Source organism: Streptomyces sp. NPDC024017 (assembly GCF_040638895.1).
In the GTDB taxonomy this organism is placed as follows: Bacteria; Actinomycetota; Actinomycetes; order Streptomycetales; family Streptomycetaceae; genus Streptomyces.
The window spans coordinates 569,579-593,913 of sequence record NZ_JBEZYZ010000002.1 but is presented as its reverse complement, the minus strand read 5'-3'; the positions used below and the strand labels follow the sequence as shown (position 1 = coordinate 593,913).

General features: G+C 71.7%; 25 protein-coding genes. 10 read left to right on the top strand and 15 right to left on the bottom strand.

The window, feature by feature from the left end; all coding sequences use genetic code 11:
* Positions 1-11 precede the first annotated feature (11 nt).
* Together AB0G20_RS07510 and AB0G20_RS07505 are read left to right on the top strand one after the other, a co-directional pair.
* Entirely contained in the window at positions 12-836 is an 825-nt protein-coding gene (locus AB0G20_RS07510) for a class I SAM-dependent methyltransferase (protein ID WP_361297234.1), read from the top strand.
* A gap of 99 nt (positions 837-935) precedes the next feature.
* On the top strand, positions 936-1,730 hold the full coding sequence (locus AB0G20_RS07505) for an SURF1 family protein (protein WP_361297231.1): 795 nt from the start codon (positions 936-938) through the stop codon (positions 1,728-1,730).
* Between the two features lie 52 nt (positions 1,731-1,782).
* On the opposite strand, the gene AB0G20_RS07500 is transcribed toward AB0G20_RS07505, so the two are convergent.
* The 4 genes from AB0G20_RS07500 to AB0G20_RS07485 form a co-directional block, all read right to left on the bottom strand.
* Entirely contained in the window at positions 1,783-2,952 is a 1,170-nt protein-coding gene (locus AB0G20_RS07500) for a hypothetical protein (RefSeq protein WP_361297228.1), read from the bottom strand.
* Positions 2,949-3,524: a SigE family RNA polymerase sigma factor gene (locus tag AB0G20_RS07495; RefSeq protein WP_031140479.1), complete on the bottom strand. Its 576-nt coding sequence runs from the start codon at positions 3,522-3,524 to the stop codon at positions 2,949-2,951. The genes AB0G20_RS07500 and AB0G20_RS07495 overlap by 4 nt, the downstream gene beginning before the upstream one ends.
* A gap of 523 nt (positions 3,525-4,047) precedes the next feature.
* Complete coding sequence (locus AB0G20_RS07490) at positions 4,048-5,124, bottom strand: aspartate-semialdehyde dehydrogenase (protein ID WP_361297224.1); 1,077 nt, start codon at positions 5,122-5,124, stop codon at positions 4,048-4,050.
* Complete coding sequence (locus AB0G20_RS07485) at positions 5,124-6,398, bottom strand: aspartate kinase (protein WP_142161325.1); 1,275 nt, start codon at positions 6,396-6,398, stop codon at positions 5,124-5,126. The genes AB0G20_RS07490 and AB0G20_RS07485 overlap by 1 nt, the downstream gene beginning before the upstream one ends.
* A gap of 234 nt (positions 6,399-6,632) precedes the next feature.
* On the opposite strand from AB0G20_RS07485, the gene AB0G20_RS07480 reads away from it, so the two are divergent.
* On the top strand, positions 6,633-7,343 hold the full coding sequence (locus AB0G20_RS07480; protein ID WP_361297220.1) for a response regulator transcription factor: 711 nt from the start codon (positions 6,633-6,635) through the stop codon (positions 7,341-7,343).
* A complete protein-coding gene (locus tag AB0G20_RS07475; protein WP_361297217.1) occupies positions 7,340-8,698 on the top strand; it encodes a HAMP domain-containing sensor histidine kinase in 1,359 nt (452 codons plus the stop codon). The genes AB0G20_RS07480 and AB0G20_RS07475 overlap by 4 nt, the downstream gene beginning before the upstream one ends.
* Positions 8,699-8,704: 6 nt before the next feature.
* Here the strand turns inward: AB0G20_RS07475 and AB0G20_RS07470 are convergent, their stop codons facing one another.
* Positions 8,705-9,229: an SgcJ/EcaC family oxidoreductase gene (locus AB0G20_RS07470; protein WP_361297214.1), complete on the bottom strand. Its 525-nt coding sequence runs from the start codon at positions 9,227-9,229 to the stop codon at positions 8,705-8,707.
* Between the two features lie 173 nt (positions 9,230-9,402).
* Here AB0G20_RS07470 and AB0G20_RS07465 point away from each other — a divergent pair, with 173 nt between their 5' ends.
* Complete coding sequence (locus AB0G20_RS07465) at positions 9,403-10,239, top strand: PhzF family phenazine biosynthesis isomerase (RefSeq protein WP_361297211.1); 837 nt, start codon at positions 9,403-9,405, stop codon at positions 10,237-10,239.
* A gap of 121 nt (positions 10,240-10,360) precedes the next feature.
* On the opposite strand, the gene AB0G20_RS07460 is transcribed toward AB0G20_RS07465, so the two are convergent.
* The 3 genes from AB0G20_RS07460 to AB0G20_RS07450 all read right to left on the bottom strand — a co-directional run bounded on the left by AB0G20_RS07460 (position 10,361) and on the right by AB0G20_RS07450 (position 12,048).
* The gene (locus AB0G20_RS07460) at positions 10,361-11,020 is read right to left on the bottom strand and encodes a DUF5063 domain-containing protein (protein WP_361297208.1); all 660 of its coding nucleotides are present in this window, start codon (positions 11,018-11,020) and stop codon (positions 10,361-10,363) included.
* Entirely contained in the window at positions 11,013-11,612 is a 600-nt protein-coding gene (gene recR, locus AB0G20_RS07455; RefSeq protein ID WP_003991835.1) for a recombination mediator RecR, read from the bottom strand. The genes AB0G20_RS07460 and recR overlap by 8 nt, the downstream gene beginning before the upstream one ends.
* Before the next feature lie 94 nt (positions 11,613-11,706).
* Complete coding sequence (locus tag AB0G20_RS07450) at positions 11,707-12,048, bottom strand: YbaB/EbfC family nucleoid-associated protein (RefSeq protein WP_361297204.1); 342 nt, start codon at positions 12,046-12,048, stop codon at positions 11,707-11,709.
* A gap of 276 nt (positions 12,049-12,324) precedes the next feature.
* On the opposite strand from AB0G20_RS07450, the gene AB0G20_RS07445 reads away from it, so the two are divergent.
* Positions 12,325-13,083 (top strand): SLATT domain-containing protein, encoded by a 759-nt coding sequence (locus tag AB0G20_RS07445; protein ID WP_361297201.1) that lies wholly within the window; start codon positions 12,325-12,327, stop codon positions 13,081-13,083.
* 6 nt (positions 13,084-13,089) lie between these two features.
* Here the strand turns inward: AB0G20_RS07445 and AB0G20_RS07440 are convergent, their stop codons facing one another.
* From AB0G20_RS07440 to AB0G20_RS07425, 4 genes are all read right to left on the bottom strand, one after another.
* Positions 13,090-14,643, bottom strand: a complete 1,554-nt coding sequence (locus AB0G20_RS07440) for a substrate-binding domain-containing protein (RefSeq protein ID WP_361297198.1) — start codon at positions 14,641-14,643, stop codon at positions 13,090-13,092.
* Positions 14,644-14,773: 130 nt separating this feature from the next.
* Complete coding sequence (locus AB0G20_RS07435) at positions 14,774-16,747, bottom strand: protein kinase (RefSeq protein ID WP_361297195.1); 1,974 nt, start codon at positions 16,745-16,747, stop codon at positions 14,774-14,776.
* A gap of 79 nt (positions 16,748-16,826) precedes the next feature.
* A complete protein-coding gene (locus AB0G20_RS07430; RefSeq protein ID WP_361297192.1) occupies positions 16,827-17,285 on the bottom strand; it encodes a MarR family transcriptional regulator in 459 nt (152 codons plus the stop codon).
* Positions 17,282-17,896, bottom strand: a complete 615-nt coding sequence (locus AB0G20_RS07425; RefSeq protein WP_361297189.1) for a type 1 glutamine amidotransferase family protein — start codon at positions 17,894-17,896, stop codon at positions 17,282-17,284. The genes AB0G20_RS07430 and AB0G20_RS07425 overlap by 4 nt, the downstream gene beginning before the upstream one ends.
* Positions 17,897-18,058: 162 nt before the next feature.
* On the opposite strand from AB0G20_RS07425, the gene AB0G20_RS07420 reads away from it, so the two are divergent.
* The 3 genes from AB0G20_RS07420 to AB0G20_RS07410 all read left to right on the top strand — a co-directional run bounded on the left by AB0G20_RS07420 (position 18,059) and on the right by AB0G20_RS07410 (position 21,010).
* Positions 18,059-19,414 (top strand): aspartate aminotransferase family protein, encoded by a 1,356-nt coding sequence (locus AB0G20_RS07420; protein ID WP_361297186.1) that lies wholly within the window; start codon positions 18,059-18,061, stop codon positions 19,412-19,414.
* A gap of 122 nt (positions 19,415-19,536) precedes the next feature.
* Positions 19,537-20,238, top strand: a complete 702-nt coding sequence (locus tag AB0G20_RS07415) for a GntR family transcriptional regulator (protein ID WP_361297183.1) — start codon at positions 19,537-19,539, stop codon at positions 20,236-20,238.
* Positions 20,239-20,359: 121 nt separating this feature from the next.
* On the top strand, positions 20,360-21,010 hold the full coding sequence (locus AB0G20_RS07410; protein ID WP_361297180.1) for a hypothetical protein: 651 nt from the start codon (positions 20,360-20,362) through the stop codon (positions 21,008-21,010).
* Positions 21,011-21,019: 9 nt separating this feature from the next.
* Here the strand turns inward: AB0G20_RS07410 and AB0G20_RS07405 are convergent, their stop codons facing one another.
* Positions 21,020-21,313, bottom strand: a complete 294-nt coding sequence (locus tag AB0G20_RS07405) for a hypothetical protein (protein WP_361297177.1) — start codon at positions 21,311-21,313, stop codon at positions 21,020-21,022.
* 141 nt (positions 21,314-21,454) lie between these two features.
* Positions 21,455-22,738 carry an adenylosuccinate synthase gene (locus AB0G20_RS07400; protein WP_361297174.1) on the bottom strand — a complete coding sequence of 428 codons (1,284 nt, stop codon included), beginning with the start codon at positions 22,736-22,738 and terminating at the stop codon, positions 21,455-21,457.
* A 185-nt stretch (positions 22,739-22,923) separates the two neighbouring features.
* Here AB0G20_RS07400 and AB0G20_RS07395 point away from each other — a divergent pair, with 185 nt between their 5' ends.
* On the top strand, positions 22,924-23,805 hold the full coding sequence (locus AB0G20_RS07395) for a diacylglycerol kinase family protein (protein WP_361297171.1): 882 nt from the start codon (positions 22,924-22,926) through the stop codon (positions 23,803-23,805).
* A 14-nt stretch (positions 23,806-23,819) separates the two neighbouring features.
* Here AB0G20_RS07395 and AB0G20_RS07390 read toward each other — a convergent pair whose 3' ends face one another.
* Positions 23,820-24,317 carry a MarR family transcriptional regulator gene (locus AB0G20_RS07390; RefSeq protein WP_361297168.1) on the bottom strand — a complete coding sequence of 166 codons (498 nt, stop codon included), beginning with the start codon at positions 24,315-24,317 and terminating at the stop codon, positions 23,820-23,822.
* Positions 24,318-24,335: the final 18 nt, after the last annotated feature.

Below are 24,335 nucleotides of genomic sequence, written 5' to 3'. Positions count from 1 at the left end.
GAGTCGCACTCTTGTACTCACCCACCCCGGCGGACTGGAACGAGGCCAACCGCGCCCACTGGGACGAGCGGGTGCCGCTGCACGTCGCCGGTGATTTCTACGATCTCGACGCCTTCCGCGCCGGTCATGACCCCTTGCGCGACTTCGAGCTGGCCGAGGTCGGCGATGTCGGCAACCGCTCTCTTTTGCATCTGCAGTGCCACATCGGCCTCGACACGCTGTCCTGGGCCCGGCACGGCGCCGCCCGCGTCGTCGGCCTCGACTTCTCCGAACCGGCGATCGACCTGGCCCGCGGGCTCGCGCAGGACCTGGGTCTCGGCCCGGACCGTGCGGCGTTCGTCGCGGCGGACGTGTACGACGCGGCGGCCGCGGTTCCGGACCCGTCGTACGACATCGTGTACACCGGCGCCGGCGCGCTGTGCTGGCTGCCCGACATCGGGCGCTGGGCGGAGACCGTCGCGTCGCTGGTGGCGCCCGGGGGGTTCCTCTACCTCGCCGAGTTCCACCCGCTCACCGATGTCCTCGACGACGAGACCGGCACGCGGATCATGTACGACTACTTCGCCCGTGACGCCTGGGTCGAGGAGAGGGCGGGGTCGTACGCGGCCGAGGGCGCCGAGTTCACGCACAGCCGGCGGGTCGAGTGGCAGCATCCGGTCGGCGAGGTCGTCTCGGCGCTCGCGGCGGCCGGGCTGCGGATCGAGTTCCTGCACGAGCACGACGTGTCGCTGTTCCGGCGGTTCGGGAGCTTCGAGCGGCGGGACGGCTACTTCCGCTATCCGCAGGGCCGGCCGCGGATTCCGCTGATGTACTCGATCCGGGCCCGTAAGGACTGACCGCGGGCAGCGGTTCGCCGTCCGGAACCGGCCCGAGGCCCCGGCCCGTTGCCGACCCCCGCGGGCCGGGCCTGCCCGACAGCCCCGTACCGTGGGGGTGTGTACCGGTTTCTGCTGACGCCCCGATGGTGGGGGATCAACGTCTTCGTGCTGTTGTCCATCCCCTTCTGCATCTTCATGGGGTCCTGGCAGCTGGGCCGGTTCGAGGACCGTGTGCAGGACCATCGCACCGCGACCGAGCAGGTCTCCGAGGCCCGGCACGAGGCGCCCCGGCCGCTGACGGAGATGCTGCCGGTGACCAAGGCCACGTCCGGGAAGCTGGTCACCGCGCGCGGAACGTACGGCAAACAGCTACTGGTGCCCGGGCGGGAGCTCGACGGCAAGCCGGGCTTCTACGTACTGACGCTGCTGCGGACCGACTCGGGTGAGGCGCTGCCGGTGGTGCGGGGATGGCTGCCCGGGGCAGTGGACACGGCGAAGGTTCCTGCCCCGCCGGCCGGTGAGGTCACCATCACCGGGGCGTTGCAGGCGTCGGAGACGCCGGGGGACAACGGGGTCAGTGCCCAGGGCGGACTGCCGGCCGGGCAGACCTCGGCGATCAGTGCGGCGTCGTTGGTGAATCTGGTCCCGTACGACGTGTACGACGCGTGGGTCACCCTGTCCAAGGGTGACGCGGGGATGAAGGCGGTGCCGGCCGCCGCGCCGCCGGATTCCGGGCTGGACCTGAAGGCCTTCCAGAACCTGGGTTACACCGCCGAGTGGTTCGCCTTCGTGGGGTTCGTGATCTTCATGTGGTTCCGGTTGCTGCGACGTGAGGTGGAGTTCGCGCGCGACGCGGAGCTGGGACTGGTCCCGGACGAGGAGCCCGTCGCTGTGGACGCCGCCGTGAAGTGAGCGGCGTCTTCGCCCGGGCCGCCCATCGCCGCAGCGGCCCGAGACCAGGCGGTTACGACCCCGCCAGCACGCCCGTCCAGTACACCGTCCCCGCGCACGCGTTGGACACCGTCACCGAGCTCGCGCCCGAGCCCGTGGCCGGGGTGTACGTCACTGCCACGCTGCCGTCGACCGTGCCGTCCTCCGTGGCCAGCTGGGGGGCCGCGCCCGTGTCGCCGCCGGTGGAGGTGCCGGCCGTGGTCTCCGGGTCCTCCGACGGGGTCGGGTCCGGGGTGGGGTCGGGGCCGCCCACGCTGCCGCCGGGGGTGGGGCAGGTCTCGGAGGGGACCCAGGCGAACTTCACGTCGTAGCCGATGCCCGGCTGGAGCACCAGCTGGGCGGCCTCCAGGGACGGGTCGGGCAGCAGACCGGCCGCCGCGTCGCCGGCCGTGTGCCGGGCCGAACCGACCTTGCTGATGTCGGCCGCGCCCTGCGGCAGCGCGGTGACCGAGCCGGGGCCGGTGACCGTGCAGGCCGCGCCGGAGACGTTGGTGACGCGGAAGGAGCCGGAGACCGCGCCCGTGGAGTCGGGGGCGTTGCTGCTTCCGGCGGCGGGGCCGAGCTGGGCGGGGGTGCACGCCGGGATTCCTGCGGCGGTGGTGGAGGCGGGGTCGGCGCCCTGGGACGCGCCGGTGGAGGCGCCGGATCCCTTGCCCTTGTCCGTCTCCTTCTTGTCGCCCTTGTCCTTGTCCTCGGTCTTGCCGGAGGAGCCGCCCGAGGTGCTCTCGCCGCCGTCCGGGCCCTTGCCCTCGCTCGCGCCGCCCTGGGTCTCGGAGGCGTGCCCGGCGACCGACGGGTTGGCGTCGGAGCCGGTGGCGTTGGAGACGTGGACGAGGGCGGGGATGGCCGTGCCGATGAAGAGCGCGGCGGCGGCCATGCCGACGACGGCCTGGCGCTTGCGGGTCCGCCGCTGCGGCACCGCCTTCCGCAGATAGTCCAGGGTGCCGTCGCGCGGTTCCACCTCCTGCACCACTTGGTGCAGCATCCTGCGCAGGTCCAGCTCGTCCGAGTCGAGCCCGTCGGGGCTCTGGTCGTCGGGGCCGTGGTTCACAGTTCCGTTCCCAGCGTGCGATTGCTTCGGATCTTGCCCGTGCAGCCTTGTCGGCGCCTGCCACCCGTCGAGGCGCTCGAAGGGCTCGGGGCCGTCGCGCCCCTTGCCGCCCGCGCCGTTGCCGTCACTCATGCCGACGCCTCCATGGCGACCCTGAGCGCCGCGATACCGCGCGAGCCGTACGCCTTGACCGAGCCCAGCGATACGCCGAGCGTCTCGGCGACCTGCGCTTCGGTCATGTCCGCGAAGTAGCGCAGCACCAGCACCTCGCGCTGGCGGCGCTGCAGCCCCTTCATCGCCTTGATGAGGGAGTCGCGCTCCAGCTGGTCGTAGGCACCTTCCTCGGCGCTGGCCATGTCGGGCATGGGCTTCGACAGCAGCTTCAGGCCGAGTATGCGGCGGCGCAGCGCCGAGCGCGAGAGGTTGACGACGGTCTGGCGCAGGTACGCCAGGGTCTTCTCGGGGTCGCGGACCCGCTTGCGGGCGGAGTGGACACGGATGAACGCCTCCTGGACGACGTCCTCGCAGGAGGCCGTGTCGTCGAGGAGGAGGGCGGCGAGACCCAGCAGCGAGCGGTAGTGCGCGCGGTAGGTCTCGGTGAGGTGGTCGACGGAGGTGCCGGCCGCTACGCCGTCCTCTGCGCCGTCACGCTGATTGGGGATGCGGGCCGGCCGCGCTGCGGGCACGGGCGCGATCACCGGCATGCCACCGGGCGTACCGGCCATGCGGGGTCGGAGAGCCGCCGGACGGGGCGGTCGAAGGACCGTGCCGCGTGCCGCGCTGAAGTCGAGTACCTCTGCCACGCTTGTTTGACACGCTGACCCCCGTGAGGGTTGTACGTGCCGGGCGTCACTTTCACGCCGACCGTCTCCGTCGACGGTCTACCCGCGTCAGGCAGCACATCCGATGGTGCATCAAATGCCCTCATGCGTCCCGCTCTTCCCCTATGTCCAAATGTGAACGGACGTCCCCACGTCCGGTTCCAGGCGTCCCCACGCCTGATGAAGCGCTCCCACGGTCGACGGGCGACCGCAAAGACGCTCCCCGCCCTCCGCACGGTTGCGGAGGACGGGGAGGTAAATCCTCTGATGCCGAAGCGCCATGGACAAGTGGTCCGGACCATCGACCAGCTCACATGTCGTACACAGATCCTACAAACCGCCTATGACATCGGCCCGGGATTTCACGGCTCCGCGAAACTTCACGAAAACCCGGGCAGCCACCGGCTCAGGACAGCTCGGCGGCGACCAGCTCGGCGATCTGGGCGGTGTTGAGGGCGGAACCCTTGCGCAGGTTGTCCCCGCACACGAACAGTTCGAGCGCCGTGGGGTCGTCCAGCGCCCGCCGGACCCGCCCGACCCAGGTCGGGTCGGTGCCGACCACGTCGGCCGGGGTCGGGAACTCCCCCGCGGCAGGGTTGTCGAACAGCACGACGCCGGGCGCCGTGGCCAGGATCTCGCGGGCCTTGTCGACGGTGACCTCGCCCTCGAAGCGGGCGTGCACGGTCAGGGAGTGCGTGGTGATCACCGGCACCCGGACACAGGTGACGGCCACGGGAAGGTTGGGCAGGCAGAGGATCTTGCGGGACTCGTCCCGCACCTTCAGCTCCTCCGACGACCAGCCGTCCTCACGCGCCGTGCCGGCCCACGGCACGACATTCAGCGCGACCGGCTCCGGGAACGGGCCGGTGTTGTCCCCCACGGCCCGGCGCACGTCACCGGGATGGGTGCCCAGCTCCGTGCCGGCGACAAGGGACATCTGCTGGCGCAGGGTCGCCACACCGGCTCGCCCGGCGCCGCTGACGGCCTGGTACGAGGAGGCGACCAGCTCACGCAGGCCGAACTCGGCGTGCAGTGCGCCCAAGGCCACGATCATGGAGAGCGTCGTGCAGCTGGGGTTGGCGATGATCCCGCGCGGGCGCATCCGCACGGCGTGCGGGTTGACCTCGGGCACGACGAGCGGCACGTCGGAGTCCATCCGGAACACGCCGGAGTTGTCGACCACCACCGCGCCCTTGGCGGCGGCCAGGGGCGCCCACCGCTCGGCGACCTCGTCGGGGACGTCGAACATGGCGACGTCGACCCCGTCGAAGGCCTCCTCGCTGAGCGCCACGACCTCGGTCTCCTCGCCGCGCACGGCCAGCTTGCGGCCGGCCGAGCGCGGGGAGGCGATGAGTCGGATCTCGCCCCAGATGTCCGCCCGCTGGGACAGGATCCGGAGCATGACCGTGCCGACGGCTCCGGTCGCTCCCACCACGGCGAGCGTCGGACGTCCGGACCGGCCGGTTCGGTCGGGTCCGGCCATCAGCGGCCGGTGCCTCCGTAGACGACGGCCTCGTCGCTGTCGGAGTCGAGCCCGAAGGCGGAGTGCACGGCGCGGACGGCCTCGGGGACGTCGTCGGCGCGGGTGACGACCGAGATGCGGATCTCGGAGGTCGAGATCAGCTCGATGTTCACGCCCGCGTCGGACAGGGCCGTGAAGAAGTCGGCCGTGACGCCCGGGTTGGTCTTCATGCCGGCGCCGACGAGGGAGATCTTGCCGATCTGGTCGTCGTAGCGCAGCGAGTCGAAGCCGATGCCGGCCTTGTTCTTCTCGAGCGCGTCGATGGCCTTGCGGCCCTCGGTCTTCGGCAGCGTGAAGGAGATGTCCGTCAGGCCCGTGGAGGCGGCGGACACGTTCTGCACGACCATGTCGATGTTGATCTCGGCGTCGGCGATCGTGCGGAAGATCGAGGCCGCCTCGCCCGGCTTGTCCGGCACGCCGACGACCGTGACCTTGGCCTCGGAGGTGTCGTGCGCGACACCGGAGATGAGAGCCTGCTCCACCTGCTTTACCCCTTGCTTCGGCTCGCTGCTGACCCATGTGCCCTGAAGTCCGCTGAAGCTGGACCGGACGTGGATCGGGATGTTGTACCGGCGGGCGTACTCCACACAGCGGTGGAGCAGCACCTTCGACCCGGATGCCGCCAGTTCGAGCATGTCCTCGAAGGAGATCCAGTCGATCTTCCGGGCCTTCTTCACCACGCGCGGGTCGGCGGTGAACACGCCGTCGACGTCGGTGTAGATCTCGCAGACGTCGGCGTCGAGGGCGGCGGCGAGAGCCACCGCCGTGGTGTCGGAGCCGCCGCGGCCGAGCGTGGTGATGTCCTTGGTGTCCTGGCTGACGCCCTGGAAACCGGCCACGATCGCGATGTTGCCCTCGTCCACCGAGGTCTTGATCCGGCCCGGCGTGACGTCGATGATCCGGGCCTTGTTGTGGACCGAGTCGGTGATGACACCCGCCTGGCTGCCGGTGAACGACTGGGCCTCGTGGCCCAGCTTTTTGATCGCCATGGCCAGCAGGGCCATGGAGATCCGCTCTCCGGCGGTCAGCAGCATGTCGAGCTCGCGCCCGGCAGGCATCGGGGAAACCTGCTCGGCGAGATCGATCAGCTCGTCCGTCGTGTCGCCCATCGCGGAAACCACGGCAACCACCTGGTTGCCGTTCTGCTTCGCTTCCACGATTCGCTTGGCGACGCGCTTGATGCCCTCGGCATCGGCTACGGAGGAGCCTCCGTACTTCTGCACGACAAGGCCCACGTGCGCTCCTCGCTCAATCCGTCTCTGTCCGCTCATACGCATTCGTACCGCGGTCGGCTCAGTCTAACGAGCGTCCGAAAAACCCCTCCGCGATATCGCATGGTGAGATCTCGGACCGCCCGTCCAGAATCGCTCATGCCCATCTGGGCACACGCCACTCGGGAAAGTGCCCGGCGTCACAATCGCACCCGGTGCGCTCCCGGTCAGACAACTTTCAAGCACTAGGGTTCGGCTGTGCGCGTACTCCTGGTGGAAGACGATGAACCGGTCGCCGAGTCCCTGCGCCGTGGCCTCAAGCGCTACGGCTTCGAGGTCGAGTGGGTGAACACGGGCGAGGCGGCCCTCACGCACGAGGGTCCCTACGACGTCGTCCTGCTCGATCTCGGCCTGCCCGACACCGACGGCCTCGACGTCTGCAAGGAGCTGCGCGAGCGGGGCGACGTCCCGATCATCGTGATCAGCGCCCGCAGCGACGAGACGGACCGGGTGGTCGGCCTGGAGCTCGGCGCGGACGACTACGTCTCCAAGCCGTTCGGCGTCCGGGAGGTCATCGCGCGGATAAGGGCGGTCATGCGCCGCACGCAGCCGCGCACCCCCGCGGGGGCGCCCGACGCCGGCCCCGACCGCTACGGCACCCGCCTGACGATCGACCGCAAGGCGGCCCGGGTGCGCCTGGACGGCGAGGAGGTCGCCCTCGCGCCCAAGGAGTACGACCTGCTGGCCTTCCTCACCGAGGAGCCCGGGGCGCTGATGTCGCGCGAGCAGATCATGGAAGCGGTCTGGGACGCGAACTGGTTCGGGCCGACGAAGACGCTGGACGTGCACGTGGCGGCGCTGCGCCGCAAACTCGCGGGGGCGATCACCATCGAGGCGGTGCGCGGGGTCGGGTTCCGGCTGGAGATCACCGGAAGCACCGCCGCGGGCGGGAGCGGCGCCGTCTCATGATCCGCCAGCTCGTCCGCAGCTACGTCCTGCTCGTGGCGGTCGCCATCGCGCTGTTCACCGTGCCGGTGGCGTTCACGCTCACGGACCAGCTGCGGGGTGACACCAGGTCGGCCGTCCTGCGCGAGGCCGACGCCATGGCCCTGCTGCTGGGCGACGGCCGGGCCGCCTCCTGCCAGGCCCTGGAGGAGATGGCCAAGGCCTACGACGACGAGATCCAGGTGACCCGCACCGCGAACTGCCCGGCGGACCTGCCGCGGCCGGCGGCGGACGCGGCACTCACCAAGGCCCTGAAGGAGGGCACACCCACGACCGACTGGGGCTCCTCCGTCATCTGGGGCCCCGAGCTGGTGATCACGGTGCCCGCCCGCGCGACCGGCACGGACCGGGTCGTCGGCGCCGTGCGCGTCGTGTACTCGACCGACGAGATGACCAGCCGGCTGTGGAAGATCTGGGGCTTCCGGGCGGTCCTCGCCGTGCTCGTGCTCGGGGTGGCAGCCCTGCTCGGCGTCGCGGTGGCCCGGCGTCTGACCCGGCCGCTGCGCCAGCTCAACGACATGGCCAGCAAGTTCAGCGACGGCGATCTGACCGCCCGCTCCCCCGTGACGGGCCCGCCCGAGACCCAGACCCTGGCGCGCACCCTCAACCAGGGCGCCGAACGCCTGGACACCCTGATCGCGGCCCAGCGCATCTTCGTCGCGGACGCCTCCCACCAGCTGCGCACGCCCCTCACCGCCCTGCGGCTGTCCCTGGACAACATCGCCGACGGGGTGGACGACGAGTTCGTACGGGAGGACGTGGAGCAGGCGACGGCGGAGGTCGTGCGGATGAGCCGGCTGGTCAGCGGACTGCTGGTGCTGGCCCGGGCCGAGGCGAAGGTGACGGCGGCCGAGCCGCTCCCGCTGATGGACATCGTGCGGGAACGGCTCGCCGTGTGGAGGCCGGCCGCCGACGAGCGCGGAGTCACCATCGCGCTCAGGGGGAGTATCGACGGCCGGCCGTCTGTGCTGGCCAGCCCCGGTGCTCTGGACCAGATGCTGGACAACGTGCTCTCCAACGCCCTGGAGGTCTCGCCCGACGGCGGGACGATCACCGTGCGGGTGGAGCCCCGGGGCGATGTGGTGGGGGTGTCGGTCCTGGACGAGGGACCCGGCATGTCGGACGCCGAGAAGTCCCGTGCCTTCGACCGTTTCTGGCGTGGCCAGGGCCTGACCGGGAAGTCCGGCTCCGGCCTCGGTCTCGCCGTCGTCAAGCAGCTGGCGACGGACGACGGCGGCACCGTGGCGCTGACCGACGCTCCGGATGGCGGCCTGTGCGTGACGATCACGCTACGGGCGTCCCACCGGGGCGGCGGCTGACCCTGTTCAGCCCTGCGGCATCTTCGAGGAGTGGTGGTTCACGATCAGCCACTTCCCGTTCGGCTGCTTCTCGTAGGCGTAGGTGTAGCGGGCCTTGACCGTGCTCTTCGCGCCCGTGTCGTGGTCGGTGAGCTCGAACTCGTACACACCGGTGTCGATGACGGTGTCGCGGTCGAGGACGTTGACGACGGACTCGACCTTCGTGCCGAACGGCTTGTTCCGCAGGAAGTGCTCGAAGTAGTCGACGATTTCGGCTCTGTCCGTGCGGACCTGGTTGGAGACCGTCGGCAGCAGGACCGCGTCCTTCGCGTACAGGTCGGCGACCTTCTTCGGGTCTCCGGTCTGCAGCGCGGCGTTCCAGTTGTCGAACAGCCCGAGCACCTGCGCCTTGGTCACCGGCTTGGCGTGCTTCCCGGCCCTGCTCCCGGCGTCGGCTCCGGCGACCCCGGCACCGAGGGCGAAGGTGCCGGCGGCCAGGACCGCGGTGGCGGCGGCGACGGCTATGCGCCGGCGGGCGGGGTGAGAGTTCATGACATCTCCAGTGAGATCGAAGGGAGTCGGCTTGCCTCCGCGTCGGCTGCGGGGGAAGTGACTCCAGACTCGCGTCACACCGGCCAGGGGCCGTGCAGCCCGCATACAGGGGACGTACAAGGAGACTCCAAAACACACAGCGTGATGGGGAGGCCCGCCGCTACCGTCTGGGCATGGAGATATTGCGCTACGTGGCGTTCAGCACGGATCCCAAGGGCGGTAACCCCGCGGGGGTGGTGCTCGACGCGAGCGGGGTCGACGACGCGGTGATGCTGGCGACGGCGGCCGAAGTCGGCTACTCGGAGACGGCGTTCGTGGTGGAGTCCGGCGACGGCCCCCTGGACGTCCGGTACTTCAGCCCGCTCGCGGAGGTGCCGTTCTGCGGCCACGCGACGATCGCCACGGCCGTGGCGCACGCGGAGCGGCACGGCACGGGGCGGCTGCTGCTGCGCACCGCGGCGGGCCCGGTCACCGTCACCACGGACCGGACCGCGGACGGCGCCCTCGTGGCGACCCTGGTGAGCGTCGCGCCGCGTTCGGCACCGGTCGAGGAGGCCGACCTCGCCGAGCTGCTGGCGATCCTGGGCTGGTCCGCCGGGGACCTGGACCCGGCGCTGCCGCCCCGGGTGGCCTTCGCCGGGGCCTGGCACCCGGTCCTCGCCGCCGCGAGCCGGGCCCGGCTGGCGGACCTGGACTACGACATGGCCGCGCTCACCGCCCTCATGGCCCGCAGGGACTGGACCACGATCGACCTGGTCTGGCGGGAGTCACCCACCGTCTTCCACGCCCGCAACCCGTTCCCGCCCGGCGGTGTGACCGAGGACCCGGCGACGGGAGCGGCGGCGGCCGCGTTCGGCGGCTACCTGCGCGAGTTCGGCCTCGTCCCCACTCCGGCCACGCTCACCGTTCACCAGGGCGAGGACATGGGACGGCCGAGCACGATCACCGTGACGGTGCCGGCGGAGGCGGACACGGGAATCGGCGTGACCGGCACGGCCGTACGGCTCTGACCTACGGCGTCGCTCCTCGGGACCGGAGAGATGACGGGGTTCCCGGGAGCGGCCGAGGCACAAGTGCCGCCGCACGGAGCCTACGTGCGGCTCCCGGGCGTCAACCCGTGGAGCCGCACGGCTACTTCGCCGGGCGCAGTCCCAGCGGTGCGGCGATCTCCTCGGCCATGACGCGGCCCGCCTCGATCTCCAGCGTGTCGTCGCCCATGCCCTGGTCCGTGTCCAGGCCGTCGAGTTCGGCCAGGGGCTGGTCGAGGCGGACGTGGGCCAGGACCGACTGGAGGGCCCGCAGGCTCGCCGAGGCGGTGGAGCCCCAGTTGGAGAAGTAGGAGAACTGCCACCACCACAGGGCCTCCGAGGTGCGGCCGGCCCGGTAGTGGGCCATGCCGTGGCGCAGGTCCGTGATGACGTCCGTGAGGTCGTCGGAGATGCGGGCCGGGACCGGGGCCTTGCGGGGCTCGTAGGGGTCGAAGACCTCGGAGTAGACGTCGATCGGGTCCAGCAGGCGGGCCAGGTTCTCGCGGAGCTCGTCGACGTCCGGCTCGGGGCCCGAGTCGGGCTCGTAGCGCTCGTCGGGCACGATGTCCTCGTGCGCGCCGAGCCGGCCACCGGCCAGGAGGAGCTGGGACACCTCCAGGAGGAGGAAGGGCACGGCCGATTCCGGCTCGTCGCCCTTGGCGACCTCCGTGACGGCGACCAGGAAGCTCTCGATCTGGTCCGCGATCTGGACCGCGAAGTCGTCCGGGTTGTGGTCGGTCGCGTGCAGCGTGGCGTCAGACATCTAGGAGTCGTCTCCCCTCGAAGGCGCGGCCGAGGGTGACCTCGTCCGCGTATTCCAGGTCCCCACCCACCGGGAGGCCGCTGGCCAGGCGGGTGACCTTCAGGCCCATGGGCTTGATCATGCGGGCGAGGTACGTCGCCGTCGCCTCGCCTTCCAGGTTCGGGTCCGTGGCGAGGATGAGCTCGGTGACCGTGCCGTCGGCGAGCCGGGCCAGGAGCTCCCGGATGCGCAGGTCGTCGGGGCCCACCCCGTCGATCGGGCTGATCGCGCCGCCCAGGACGTGGTAGCGGCCCCGGAACTCACGCGTCCGCTCGATCGCCACGACGTCCTTCGGCTCCTCGACCACGCAGATGACGGCCGGGTCGCGGCGGGTGTCGCGGCAGATGTTGCACAGCTCCTCCTGTGCGACGTTGCCGCAGGTCGCGCAGAAGCGGACCTTCGCCTTGACCTCCATCAGCGCCTGCGCGAGACGCCGCACGTCCGTCGGTTCCGCCTGGAGGATGTGGAAGGCGATCCGCTGGGCGCTCTTCGGACCGACGCCGGGCAGCCGTCCCAGCTCGTCGATCAAGTCCTGGACCACGCCTTCGTACAACGGACTGCCCTTCCTGGGTCTTCGGGGTCGGTACGCACCGTCCCGTACGTACCGTAGTTGTCTGCCGCCTGTCCGAGGAAGGCGGTGCGCCGGGTCAGAACGGCAGGCCGGGGATGCCTCCGCCGCCCAGACCCTGCGCGAGCGGGCCCAGCTTCTGCTGCTGGAGCGTCTGCGCGTTCTCGTTGGCCGCCTGGACGGCCGCCACGACCAGGTCGGCGAGGGTCTCGGTGTCGTCCGGGTCCACCGCCTTCGGGTCGATCTTCAGGGCGCGCAGTTCGCCGGCGCCGGTCACGGTGGCCGTCACCAGACCGCCGCCCGCCTGCCCGTCGACCTCCGTCTGCGCCAGTTCCTCCTGCGCCTGTGCCAGGTCCTGTTGCATCTTCTGGGCCTGCTGGAGCAGCTGCTGCATATTGGGCTGGCCACCACCGGGGATCACGATCAGCTCCTTGCTCGGTACGGGTTTTCCCGCTCGGCACGAGCCTACGTGGTCGGGGCTGCCGTCGCCCCAGCACTCTTTCGAGTGAGTCCACCTCGCGCCCTATACCTGATCAAGGAATACTTCCGGGCGGAAAAGAGGCGAAAGCGACGCCTTCGCCACCCATTGGGAGGTAGGAAGGGTCGGGCGCGTTCCGGATGCGGGCTTTCGTCCATCGCGCAGCGTGATCGGTGGGTGAACCGTACGTGGTCATTCGTGGTCAGTGAGGAGTGCCGGGTGGGTCAGCCGGAGATGCAGCCCGAGGGGCCGCCTCAGGACGGGCGGGGCGAGCAGGCGGCGGCCGGGCTGCGGCCGGGCGATCTGACCGGGCGGGTCTTCCCGCTCGGGGACTGGGGCGAGCCGGCCCTCCGGCTGGACGAGCTGTACCGGTGGGTGGAGCGCGGGGCGCTGCGGACGGCGGCCTGGTATCTCGCGGACCGGGTGTGGAAGCGCCGGTGCGCGCGGGTGCTGCGCTGCGGAGCCGCTGCCGGGGCGGTCACCGGGGTCGCACTGCCCCTGCTGGATCTGACCGGGGTCGCGGGCGGCATCGCGCCCTGGGGGTGCCTGGCGCTGCTGCTGGGGGCGGCGTGCGTGGCCGTCGACAAGTACTTCGGGGTGACGTCCGGGTGGATGCGGGACGTGGCCACCGCGCAGGCCGTGCAGCGGCGACTGCAGGCGCTGCAGTTCGACTGGGCGGCGGAGAGCGTGCGCGAGGTGCTGGGACCGGCGGAGGGGACGGCCGGCGAGGCCGCCGAGCGGTGCCTCGGCGTGCTGCGGAGGTTCTCCGAGGACATGACGGAACTGGTCCGGGTGGAGACGGCGGACTGGATGGGGGAGTTCCGGGCGGGTGGCGCCGCGCCGGTGGGGTTGCAGACGGTGGTGTTCCCGGGGCCGGGGCGCGGGGCCGAGGTGGGGGTCAACGGACGGTTCGCGGTGCCTCCGGCGGGGGGTGCGCGGCCGAACATGCCTCGGCAGCGGCCGCCCGAGCCGCGGTGAGGAGCCTCAGCTTCCGCCGTCCTGCGCGCACAGCGTCAGGCCCTCCGGCGTCCAGCACGGCACGTGCCCGTGGGTGCGGATGACGTCCTGGCCGTTGCCTCGGGCGAGGTACGTGAGGAAGCTGGAGGCCAGGGAGTCGGCCGGGGGCCGGCCGTAGGTGTAGGCGTACTCGATCTCCCGGTACGGGTAGTCGCTCGTGCCGTGTTCGATCGCGTCGACCGAGGCCGGGTCGCCGTCCAGGCGCAGCGCGTGCAGGCCCTCGGCGCGGGCGGCGAGGTTGAGTTCGCTGTAGCCGACGGCGCCGGGGAGGTCGGCGACCGTCTCCAGCACTTGTTCGGTCGAGTCGAGCTCGCAGCGGATGACGGCTGCCGTGGGGTCGTCCTTGTGTACGCAGTCGACGGAGGAGTTGGCGATCTCGCCCCGGCCCAGCACCCGGCGCTGGAAGACCTGTCTCGTCCCGGAGTTGGCGTCCCGGCTGACGAGGTGCACGGGCAGGTCGGGGCCGCCGAGCAGGCGCCAGTTGCGGATCTCGCCCCGGTAGAGGCGCCGGACGTCGTCGGTCGACAGGTTCGTCAGCCGTACGTCGTCGTTGACCACGAGCGCGAAGACGGACACCGCCACCCGGTTCTCGCGCAGGTCGGGCAGGCCGGCGGGCTTGGGGCCATCGGACAGGGCCACGACCGGCGGGGCGCCCCGGGAGTCCCGTTTCGCCTGGGCACCGGCGGCCGTGAGCTCGCGTATCCCCGCCGTCGAGCCGTGCGCGTCCACCTCGATGACGGGGTCGCCGCCGCAGTCCCGCTCGTACTTCCCGGCCACCTCGCGCAGAACGGGCGCGAAGGCGGTCGAGCCGGTGAGGGTGAGGGTCCCGCTCGCGCAGCCGATCGGGGGCGGGGTGTCGTCCTGGGCGACGACGATCGCCGCCAGGGCGACCACGCTCGCCGTGAGCGCGATGGTGATCAGCCGCGCGGCCCGGCTGAACAGCGGGGGCGTGTCGTCCGGCGTGGCGCTGCGGTTGGGGTGCACCTCACCGTCGCGCAGGCCGCCGACCAGCCGGATCTCGTCACCGACGTCGCCGCCGGAGAGGAGGACGAGCAGCTTGAAGTGGTCGCCGCGGTTGAGCGGGACGCGCGGGATGCGCAGGGTGTTCTCGTCGTAGGCGAAGCCGCCGCCGGCGGTGAAGTGGTCCATGAGGTGGTCGGCGTCCGACGGCTGGGTGACGGAGACACCGCGGACGGTGCGGCCGGTGAACACCGCGGTCAGGCCGTGGAGTTCGGGGCCGGTGTAGTCGTCGCGGTCGATGCCCTGCGAGCCGTCGTTCTCGATGCGCAGCAGGACCAGGGTCGCGTCGGACATGTCGGGAGCCTCGTCGAACAGGCCGAGGCGGCGGTTGGCGCGGCCCGAGCGCACGTCGTCGCCGATGGGGTTGTCCATCTGCACGCGGTAGCCGACCCGTTTGCGGCGCGGTACCCGGCGTTCGTACCAGACCATCACGCCCGAGGCGATGATGCCGAGCAGGGCCGTGGCCACGGCCACGAGGTTCTCCGCGCTCAACCACTCCATCGTGGGTGCCCCCGCTGCCGCCCGGACGATTCGATCGTCCGGTCACCGTACGGCTGTGACCGCGCCTATCCGGTTTTCGTCGGCCGGAATTCGCCTGACGTTCAACGACCTCAGAGGCGAGGGGAGTTGGTCACTGCTTCGTGTACGTCAGCCGTTCCCCGCTGCCCGTGTTCACGCGCTGGAGCGTGCCGTCCGGGAGGAGGGTCACCTCGGTGGCCGCGCCCGGGGTGCAGGCGGTGCGGGGCTGGCCGACCTTCACGGTGGACGGGCCGATCTTCAGCGCACCGTCGGCGCCGGGTTCCGCGGTCAGCTTCCCCTCGAACACGCAGTGGTAGCTGCCGCCGCCCTTGGTCGGGCCGTCGGCCACGAGGGACAGGACCGTGTCGCCCGGTTCGCCCTGCTGGAGGGTGAGCGAACGGCTGTGCTCGCCGTCGGCGTTGTCGATGGTCGTGGTCCAGGTGCCGAGGTACCCGGTCGGGATCGTGCCGTCCGCCGGGGAGGGGGAGCCGTCCGGCTGCGAGGTCGTCGGCGAGGGGCCCGGTGTGGTCGGCGCGCCCGTGCCCTGTGTGGGGCCGGGGCCGCCGTCGGCCCGGTCGTCGTCGCCGCCCTGCATCAGCGCGTACACCGACCCGCCCGCGGCCAGCGCGACGACCAGGGCGATCACGACGAGCAGCGCGGTGGAACGGCCGTTCCCTCGCGGCGGCTGCGGCTGCGGGGGGCCGTACGGCGGGGTCGTGCCGTACGGCGGCGGGCCGTAGGGCGGGGTGGAGCCGAGGCCACCGTAGGCCGGGTGGGGCGGGGCGAGGCCCGGGGCGCCGGGCTGGGGGTGCTGCTGGGGGTAGCCGTACGCCGGGTACGGGGGCTGCGGCGTCTGCACCTGCGGGTGGGACGGGGCGCCCGCGCCCGGGAGTTGCCGGGGCACCGGAGGCGCGCTCTGCCCCGCGACCATGGTGGGCAGATGGTTCACCTGCGGACCCTCGCCCGGCAGACCCGGCGGGGGCGGGCCGGGGGCCGCGGCGGGCGCCGTCGCGGGGGCCGGGGGCAGCGCGGGGCGCGGCGACGACTCGTCGGCGGCGGGGGCGTGTTCGGGGGTGGGGCCGGGGCCGGGGTTCTCGTCGGGGCCGGGCCCCTGCCGGCCGGCAGCCGGCTCAGGAGCACCCGCTCCCCCGGCGGAGCCGGCCCCCTCCGGGTCCTCCGTGTCCAGCAACCGCACCGCGTGCCGACCCAGTTGGGCGACCAGTGCGCTCGGCAGCCACGGGTCGAGGGCGCGGCCGTCGGAGACGGTGTCGTCCGCGCCGGTGCGTTCCAGGACGCGGTCGAGGGAGGGCCGGGCGGACGGATCCTTGCGCAGGCAGTCCCGGACGAGGTCGGCGATGCCCTCGGGGACGCCCTCCAGGTCCGGTTCCTCCTGGGCGATGCGGAACATCAGGGCGTGCACGCCACTGTTGGCGGTGCCGAAGGGCAGGGTGCCGGTCGCGGCGTAGGCGAGGACCGAGCCGAGGCAGAAGACGTCGCACGCCGGGGTGATGCGGTCGCCGCGCACCTGCTCGGGCGCCATGAAGCCGGGCGATCCGACGAGCGCGCCGGTCCGCGTGAGCCCGCCGTCCGTCACGGTCTCCAGGGCGCGTGCGATGCCGAAGTCGATGACGCGCGGGCCGTCGATGGTGACCAGCACGTTGGACGGCTTGAGGTCGCGGTGGACGATGCCGGCGGCGTGGATGTCCTTGAGCGCGTGCGCGAGCCCGGCCGCGAGGATGCGGACCGTCCGCTCGGGCAGGGCACCGTGGTCGTGCCCGACGACCTGCTGGAGACTCGGCCCGGCGACATAGCCCGTGGCGACCCACGGCACCGCCGCCTCGGTGTCCGCGTCCAGCACCGGAGCCGTCCAGTACCCGCCGACCCGCCGCGCCGCCTGCACCTCCTGCCGGAACCGCTCCCGGAACTCCTCCTGCGCGGCCAGCTCCTCGCGCACGAGTTTCACGGCGACCGTACGGCCCCGCTCGGAGCGGGCCAGATACACGTGCCCCATCCCGCCGGCGCCGAGCCGCGCCAGCAGCCGGTACGCACCAATACCCGGTGGATCCCCGGGCCCCAGCTTCTCCATCGCTCAGCCGCCTTCCCCCCACACGTGAGCAACGGATCGAGAATAGTGCGGGGCCGAGGCGGGATGGCCTGGGCGAACTCTACGGTTCCGTAACAGGCGGACCCACCTGGTCGAGCACCTTGGACAGGCGTTCCAGCACCTGCACCGCCTCCGCCAGCTCCGTCTCCCCGAACGCCTCGGCCAGCCGGTCGGCGAACGCCGCGTGCCCGGGGTCGATCCGCGCGATCGCCGCACGGCCCTCCGCGGTCGGTGCGAGCAGCTTGGCGCGGCGGTGCGCCGGGTTCGGCCGGTACTCCGCGAGCCCCCGCTCCACCAGCAGGTCGGCGATGCGCTGCACGCTCTGCCGGGTGATGCCCATGGCGCGGGCGATGCCGGAGACGGGCAGCGGCTCGCCGAGGGCGGCGCCGAGCACCTGCCACCAGGCGGCGGTCAGCCCGGCGGGCCGGGCCAGCTCCTCCGCGATGCCGAGGAACTGGCCGTTGAGCCGGAACACCCCGAGGGCGCTGCGGCTGAGCAGGTCCTGACGCTCCCGGCTCACAGCGCGCCGGCCTTCTCCAGCACCGCGTACGCCGCCGCGTCGGAGTCGTGGAACAGCCGGTACCAGGCGTCCAGCACCTCACCGTCGTAGACCCCGAGCAGCCGGAGGATCTCCCGGGCGAAGGCGACGGGCTCGGTCGGGCCCGCGGTGATCAGGTCGCCGTCGGTGACGGCGTCGGCCTCGACGTAGCGGCCGCCGCCCGCGTAGCCGGTCGCGGCCAGATAGAAGGAGACCGCGCTGGTGTGGTCCCGGTCGTCGAGCAGGCCTTCCCGGGCGAGTCCGGCGGTGGCCCCGCAGATCGCGGCGACCGGGACGCCCGCGTCCAGGAAGGCCCGGGCCTTGCGGGCGAAGGGGGCGAGGTCGCCGGAAGTGTCCCAGAGGTCGGCGCCCGGCAGGATCAGCAGCGCGCTGTCCTCGGGGCGCAGGCCGTCCAGGGCCAGGTCGGGCTGGATGCGCAGGCCCCCGACACTCTTCACCGGGTCGGTGGACGGGCCGACGGTCCGGATCTCGTGGCCGGCGCGGGCGAGCTGGGCCGTGGCGTGGCCGGTCTCCCAGTCGGCGAGGGTGTCGTAGACGGCGAGATGGACGGGCTTGCGGGCGGTGGTGTTCATGGCTCCTCCTCGATTCCCGTGCGCTTATGACAGTATTCTGTCGAGAAGACAGCACGCTGTCAATACTGGCCACCCGCCTGGACAACCTGTCGGGGGGCCGCCGCCGACGCCAGACAGGCCGCCGATTTCACCGCCCTCTCCCCCGCACCTACGCTCGCCCGCATGACCCCTCAGCCGAACCCCGAAGCCGGCGCCGCCGTCAAGGCCGCCGACCGTGACCATGTGTTCCACTCCTGGTCCGCTCAGGAGCTCATCGACCCGCTCGCCGTCGCCGGTGCCGAGGGGTCGCACTTCTGGGACTACGACGGCCGGCGCTACCTCGACTTCTCCAGCGGGCTCGTCTACACGAACGTCGGCTACCAGCACCCGAAGATCGTCGCCGCGATCCAGGAGCAGGCGGCGCGGATGACGACCTTCGCGCCCGCCTTCGCGATCGAGGCGCGGTCGGAGGCGGCCCGGCTGATCGCCGAGCGGACCCCGGGCGACCTGGACAAGATCTTCTTCACCAACGGCGGTGCCGACGCCGTCGAGCACGCGATCCGGATGGCCCGTCTGCACACGGGCCGCCCGAAGGTGCTCTCGGCGTACCGCTCGTACCACGGCGGTACGCAGCAGGCCGTGAACATCACCGGCGACCCGCGCCGCTGGGCCTCCGACAGCGGCACGGCCGGGGTCGTGCACTTCTGGGCGCCCTACCTCTACCGCTCCCGCTTCTACGCCGAGACCGAGGAGCAGGAGTGCGCGCGGGCACTGGAGCACCTGGAGACGACGATCGCCTTCGAGGGGCCCTCGACCGTCGCGGCGATCATCCTGGAGACGATCCCCGGCACGGCCGGGATCATGGTCCCGCCGCCGGGCTATCTCGCCGGGGTGCGGGAGATCTGCGACAAGCACGGGATCGTCTTCGTCCTGGACGAGGTCATGGCCGGGTTCGGGCGGACCGGTGAGTGGTTCGCCGCGGACCTGTTCGACGTCACGCCCGACCTGCTGACCTTCGCGAAGGGCGTGAACAGCGGGTACGTGCCGCTGGGCGGGGTCGCCATCTCCGGCGCGATCGCGGAGACCTTCGGCAAGCGGCCCTACCCGGGCGGTCTGACGTACTCCGGGCACCCGCTGGCGTGCGCCGCCGCCGTCGCGACGATCAAGGTCATGGCGGAGGAGGGCGTCGTCGAGAACGCGGCCCGGCTGGGCGAGTCCGTCGTGGGGCCGGAGCTGCGGGCGCTCGCCGAGCGGCACAGAAGCGTCGGCGAGGTGCGCGGCGTCGGCATGTTCTGGGCGCTGGAGCTGGTCCGCGACCGCGAGACGCGGGAGCCGCTGGTGCCGTACAACGCGGCCGGTGAGGCCAACGCCCCCATGGCCGCCTTCGCCGCCGCCGCGAAGAAGAGCGGACTGTGGCCCTTCGTGAACATGAACCGGACGCACGTCGTGCCGCCCTGCAACATCAGCGAGGCGGAGCTCAAGGAAGGGCTCGCCGCGCTGGACGCGGCGCTGTCGGTGGCGGACGAGTACACCGGGTAAACACCTGTAAACCCGTCAGTAACCGACATCCTCGCGTCCCGTTCGAACGCGTAAGGTGGCGTGCTCGTAGACCTGCGTGTACGCGCACGCCACCCGAACGCGACGAGGGAGACGCCCTGACCATGCCCGCCAGCTCCGGCAACGGCGCCGTGACGCGCAGCACCCTGCGGCAGCAGATCGCCGACGCCCTTCGTGACGAGGTGCTGGCCGGGCGGCTCCAGCCGGGGCAGGAGTTCACGGTCAAGGAGATCGCCGAGCAGTACGGGGTCTCCGCGACGCCGGTGCGCGAGGCGCTCGTCGACCTGTCCGCGCAGGGTCTCCTCGAAGCCGACCAGCACCGCGGCTTCCGGGTCCACGAGTATTCGGTCGACGACTTCCGCGGCATGATCGAGGCCCGCGGGCTGGTCATCGAGGGGATGTTCCTCGCGCTGACCGAGGGGCGCCCCAACGCCGTGCGGCCCGACGATCCGCGGGCCGCCGCCGTCGTCGCCGGGGTCCGCAGGCGCGGCGAGGAGGCGCAGCGGGCCGCCGCGGCCGGTGATCTCACCGTCCTCATCGGCTACGACCTGCGCTTCTGGCGCGAGCTCGGCGCCTGCTTCGGCAACCCCTACCTGGCGGACTTCCTGCACCGGCTGCGTGTGCAGACCTGGGTCTGCGCAGTGCAGCACCTGCGCCGGCTCACCGATCTGCGCGGCGAGCTGTGGGCCGGTCACACCGAGCTGGTCGAGGCCCTGATCGCCGGCGACAACGACGCCGCCCGGGTGATCATCGCCGCGTACAACACGCACTCGCTCGCCCTGATCGAGCGGCTCGCTCCCGGATGACCCGCGTCGGCGCTGTCCGTATGGGTATGGGACATGCACGGCGGGAGCCGTGACCGTGCCGCACCGCTACCCTTCTTGACCACCGTGCTACCCGACCACCGCGCTGAGCGAGGAGCCTTCTTTGGCCTGTGACCTGTGGCTGGTACCGCTCGTCGACGTGTTGTGCCACACGCCGGACAACCCGTTCGCCGAGGAACTCGCGCAATACAACAAGGTGCTTGCCGAGGCCGGGCTCCCCCCGGTGCCGGTGTACCAGTACATGCCGGGCCTGTCCGGCGACGTCGCCCCCGTGGCGGGCTTCGACTACGACGCGCTGCACTTCCTGCGCCGCGCCTATCTGCTCCAGGTGTGCGGCCTGCCGGTGACGCCCGTGGACGAACTCGGCGGCGACTACGAGCAGTTGCTGGAGATGTTCGAGTCGACGGCGCAGCAGTCGCACCTGGTCTGGCACTACGACCACGCCGGCGCCTACGTACCGGTCGACTTCCCCAGCCCGCTCGCCGACGACGATCTCCTCGCCGGCGGTGGCCCGCTGGGTTCCTCGCACGCCCTGCTGCGGGAACTGGAGCTGGTCGCCCCGGTCATCGGCATCGACCCGGCCAACCCGCCGGCGGCCCCCCAGCCGCCGCTCGCCCCGACGGAGCTGGAGGAACCCGCGGTCCCCGCCCCGTACGACCCGAGTCCGTTCGCCCGTGAGCGGCACGTCTGGCTCGGCCTGCACGCGGCCGTGACCCGCAGCCTCGCCCAGGGGTCGATGATCGTCTTCAGCTGAGCCGACGGCTCAGCGCCCCAGCTGGGAAAGGCCCTTCTGCACGTCCTCGACGTTCATCACCGGCGTGTAGGTGATCTCCGCGCCGAGGTGGAGGAAGAACGGTTCGCTGAGCACCGGCATCTGCGAGCTGTCCTGCATGTCGAAGACCAGGAAAGCGGTGCGCTTGCCGTGGTCGGAGGTGAAGTAGGCCGCTTCGGGTTTGATCTGTTCCAGCGACTCCTGGAGCAGCTTCCCCATGGTGCCGTTCCGGATGGCCTCGTTGGCCTTCTCCGTGTCCATGCATGCCTTGAGCAGTACGCGCATCGCACTCACCTTCTCCTGGTCGACGCACGCGGGGGTATGGCTTCAGCGTATGCCCGTTCCCGGCAACTCTCCCTGCGAGACCACGCAGGCCGCCCCCCGTGTGCACGGGGGGCGGCCTGTGGATGCGGGTGCGGGTGCGGGTCAGATGAACGAGTTGATCTCGATCGTCTCGTCCCGGCCCGGGCCCACGCCGATCGCGGAGATCGGAGCACCGGACATCTCCTCCAGCGCCTTCACGTACGCCTGGGCGTTCTTCGGCAGGTCACCGAAGGACTTGGCCTTGGAGATGTCCTCGTTCCAGCCCGGGAGCATCTCGTAGACCGGCTTGGCGTGGTGGAAGTCGGTCTGGGAGTACGGGAGCTCCTCGACGCGCTTGCCGTCGATCTCGTACGCCACGCAGACCGGGATCTGCTCCCAGCCGGTGAGGACGTCGAGCTTGGTGAGGAAGAAGTCGGTCAGGCCGTTCACGCGGGTCGCGTAGCGGGCGATGACCGCGTCGAACCAGCCGCAGCGGCGGTCACGGCCGGTGGTGACACCGCGCTCACCGCCGATGCGGCGCAGCGCCTCGCCGTCCTCGTCGAACAGCTCCGTCGGGAACGGACCGGCGCCGACCCGGGTCGTGTACGCCTTGAGGATGCCGATGACCCGGCTGATCTTCGTCGGTCCGACACCGGCGCCCGTGCAGGCACCGCCCGCCGTCGGGTTCGACGAGGTGACGAAGGGATACGTGCCGTGGTCGATGTCGAGCAGCGTGCCCTGGCCGCCCTCGAACAGGACGACCTTGTCCTCCTCCAGCGCCTGGTTGAGGACCAGGACGGTGTCGGAAACGTACGGCGCGAGCTTGTCGGCGTACGCGAGCAGCTCCTCGACCACCTGGTCCACGGCGATCGCGCGCCGGTTGTAGAGCTTGGTGAGGATCTGGTTCTTGACGTCGAGGGCCGCCTCGACCTTCTGCGTGAGGATCGACTCGTCGTACAGGTCCTGCACGCGGATGCCGACGCGGTTGATCTTGTCGGCGTAGGTCGGGCCGATGCCGCGCCCGGTCGTACCGATCTTCCGCTTGCCGAGGAAGCGCTCGGTCACCTTGTCCACCGTCACGTTGTACGGCGTGATGATGTGCGCGTTACCGCTGAGGAGGAGCTTGGACGTGTCGACGCCACGCTCGTTCAGACCGCTCAGCTCGGAGAGCAGGACCGACGGGTCGACGACGACGCCGTTACCGATGACCGGCGTACAGCCGGGAGACAGGATTCCGGAAGGGAGGAGGTGCAGTGCGTACTTCTGGTCACCGACGACCACCGTGTGGCCGGCGTTGTTGCCGCCCTGGTAGCGCACTACATAGTCCACGGAGCCACCGAGAAGGTCGGTGGCCTTTCCCTTGCCTTCGTCACCCCACTGAGCACCGAGCAGCACAAGTGCGGGCACGCGCGTACACCCCTTCCGGGCGGGGCATGTCCATGGTCGAGGGCGAACGCGCAGGATCGCAGCCGCGTGCACCGCGACCGCCGTTGGCCGCCAACCGTCGGACCGGATGCCCCGGAATAGACGAAGCCCCTGGCGCAATAGCGCAAGGGGCTCTTGCACAAAGATGCTACCCGAGGAAGCGAGGCATGGCCGAGGTGGCGACTTCCGCGACGTCCGAGCAGCTGTTGGTGGTGGTCGATCCGGTCGCCCGTAAGTCGGACGGCGAGTCCGTTCGGATCGCGAAAGACGTGCTCGGCGCAGGTGCCGGCATGAAGCTGTGCCTGCCGGAGGGGCCGGAGGAATTCGCCCGGGCGCTGGCCCGGCGGGGCTCGCGGCGACCGGTGGTGGTGGGCGACGACCGGGCGCTGATCCGCGCGGTGGCGCTGCTGCACCGGCACCGGGAGCTGGCCGGATGCGCGCTGTCGGTGGTGCCGGTCGGGGGCACCCTGTCCCTGGCCCGGTCGCTCGGGGTGCCGACGGGGACGGTGGCGGCGGCGCGGGCGGTGCTCGACGGGGTCGAGCGGCGGATGGACCTGATGGTCGACGACAGCGACGGGGTGGTGCTCGGCGCGTTGCGGATACCGCCGCTGCGGCCCTTCCCGTCCGGGACGGGCCCGCGGTCCGCGCCGGATCCGGACGGGCTGCCGGGCCGCCCGTGGCTGCGGACCTGCCAGTCCCTGGTCCGGACGCTGGTTCCGGCGGGCCGCCCGTCCCGGCTCGCCGCCGCACCCGAGCCGGGGCCATCCCGGCTGCGGGTCGAGGTGGACGGGGAGACCCTCGTCGACCTGAACCAGCCGGTGGAGGCGGTGTCGGTGTCACCCGCCGCCGCGGGCGTCGCGTCGGTGGAGGTCAGACCGGTGTCGGTGGGCGCGGAGGCCTCGCCGCTGCTGGCGCAGGGCAGGACGGTGACGGTGTCCGGGGCGCACTTCCGCTACCGCGCGGACACGGTGGTGTCGGGACCGGTGCGGACCCGGACGTGGGTGGTGCGGGAGGGGGCGTGGGGGCTGACGGTGCCGGCGGGGCCGTGAACCGCACCGGCTGGTCATTCCTGCCCGAACGTCTTCTCCCGGTGCACGCGCCAGCGCTCCATCATCTCCACGATCTCGACCTCGATGAACTCGAAGAAGGCGAGCGTCTCGGCCATGCGGCGGCCGGCCGGGGTACCGGCGCCGAGGCTGGTGACGCCCTCGCGCAGGGCGCCTTCCCAGCGCTTGATGACGGCCTCGCGGTTGGTCAGCGCCTCGTACCACTGGTTGCCGTGCACCCGGTAGCGCTCCCGGCGCGAGCCCGGCTCCCGCTCGCGCGAGACCATGTGCGTCTGGGCCAGGTAGCGCACCGCCCCGGACACCGCCGCCGGACTGATCCGCAGCTGCTCCCCCAGCTCGGCTGAGGTCATCGAGCCCTCGTCGGAGGAGAGGAGCGCGGCGAAGACCCGGGCGGGCATCCGCTGCATCCCGGCCTCGACGAGCTGCGCCGCGAAGGACTCGACGAACCTCGACACAGCCTCCGCGTCCCGGTCCCTCCCGGCTGATTCCGTCATCCGCCCATCCTATCGATG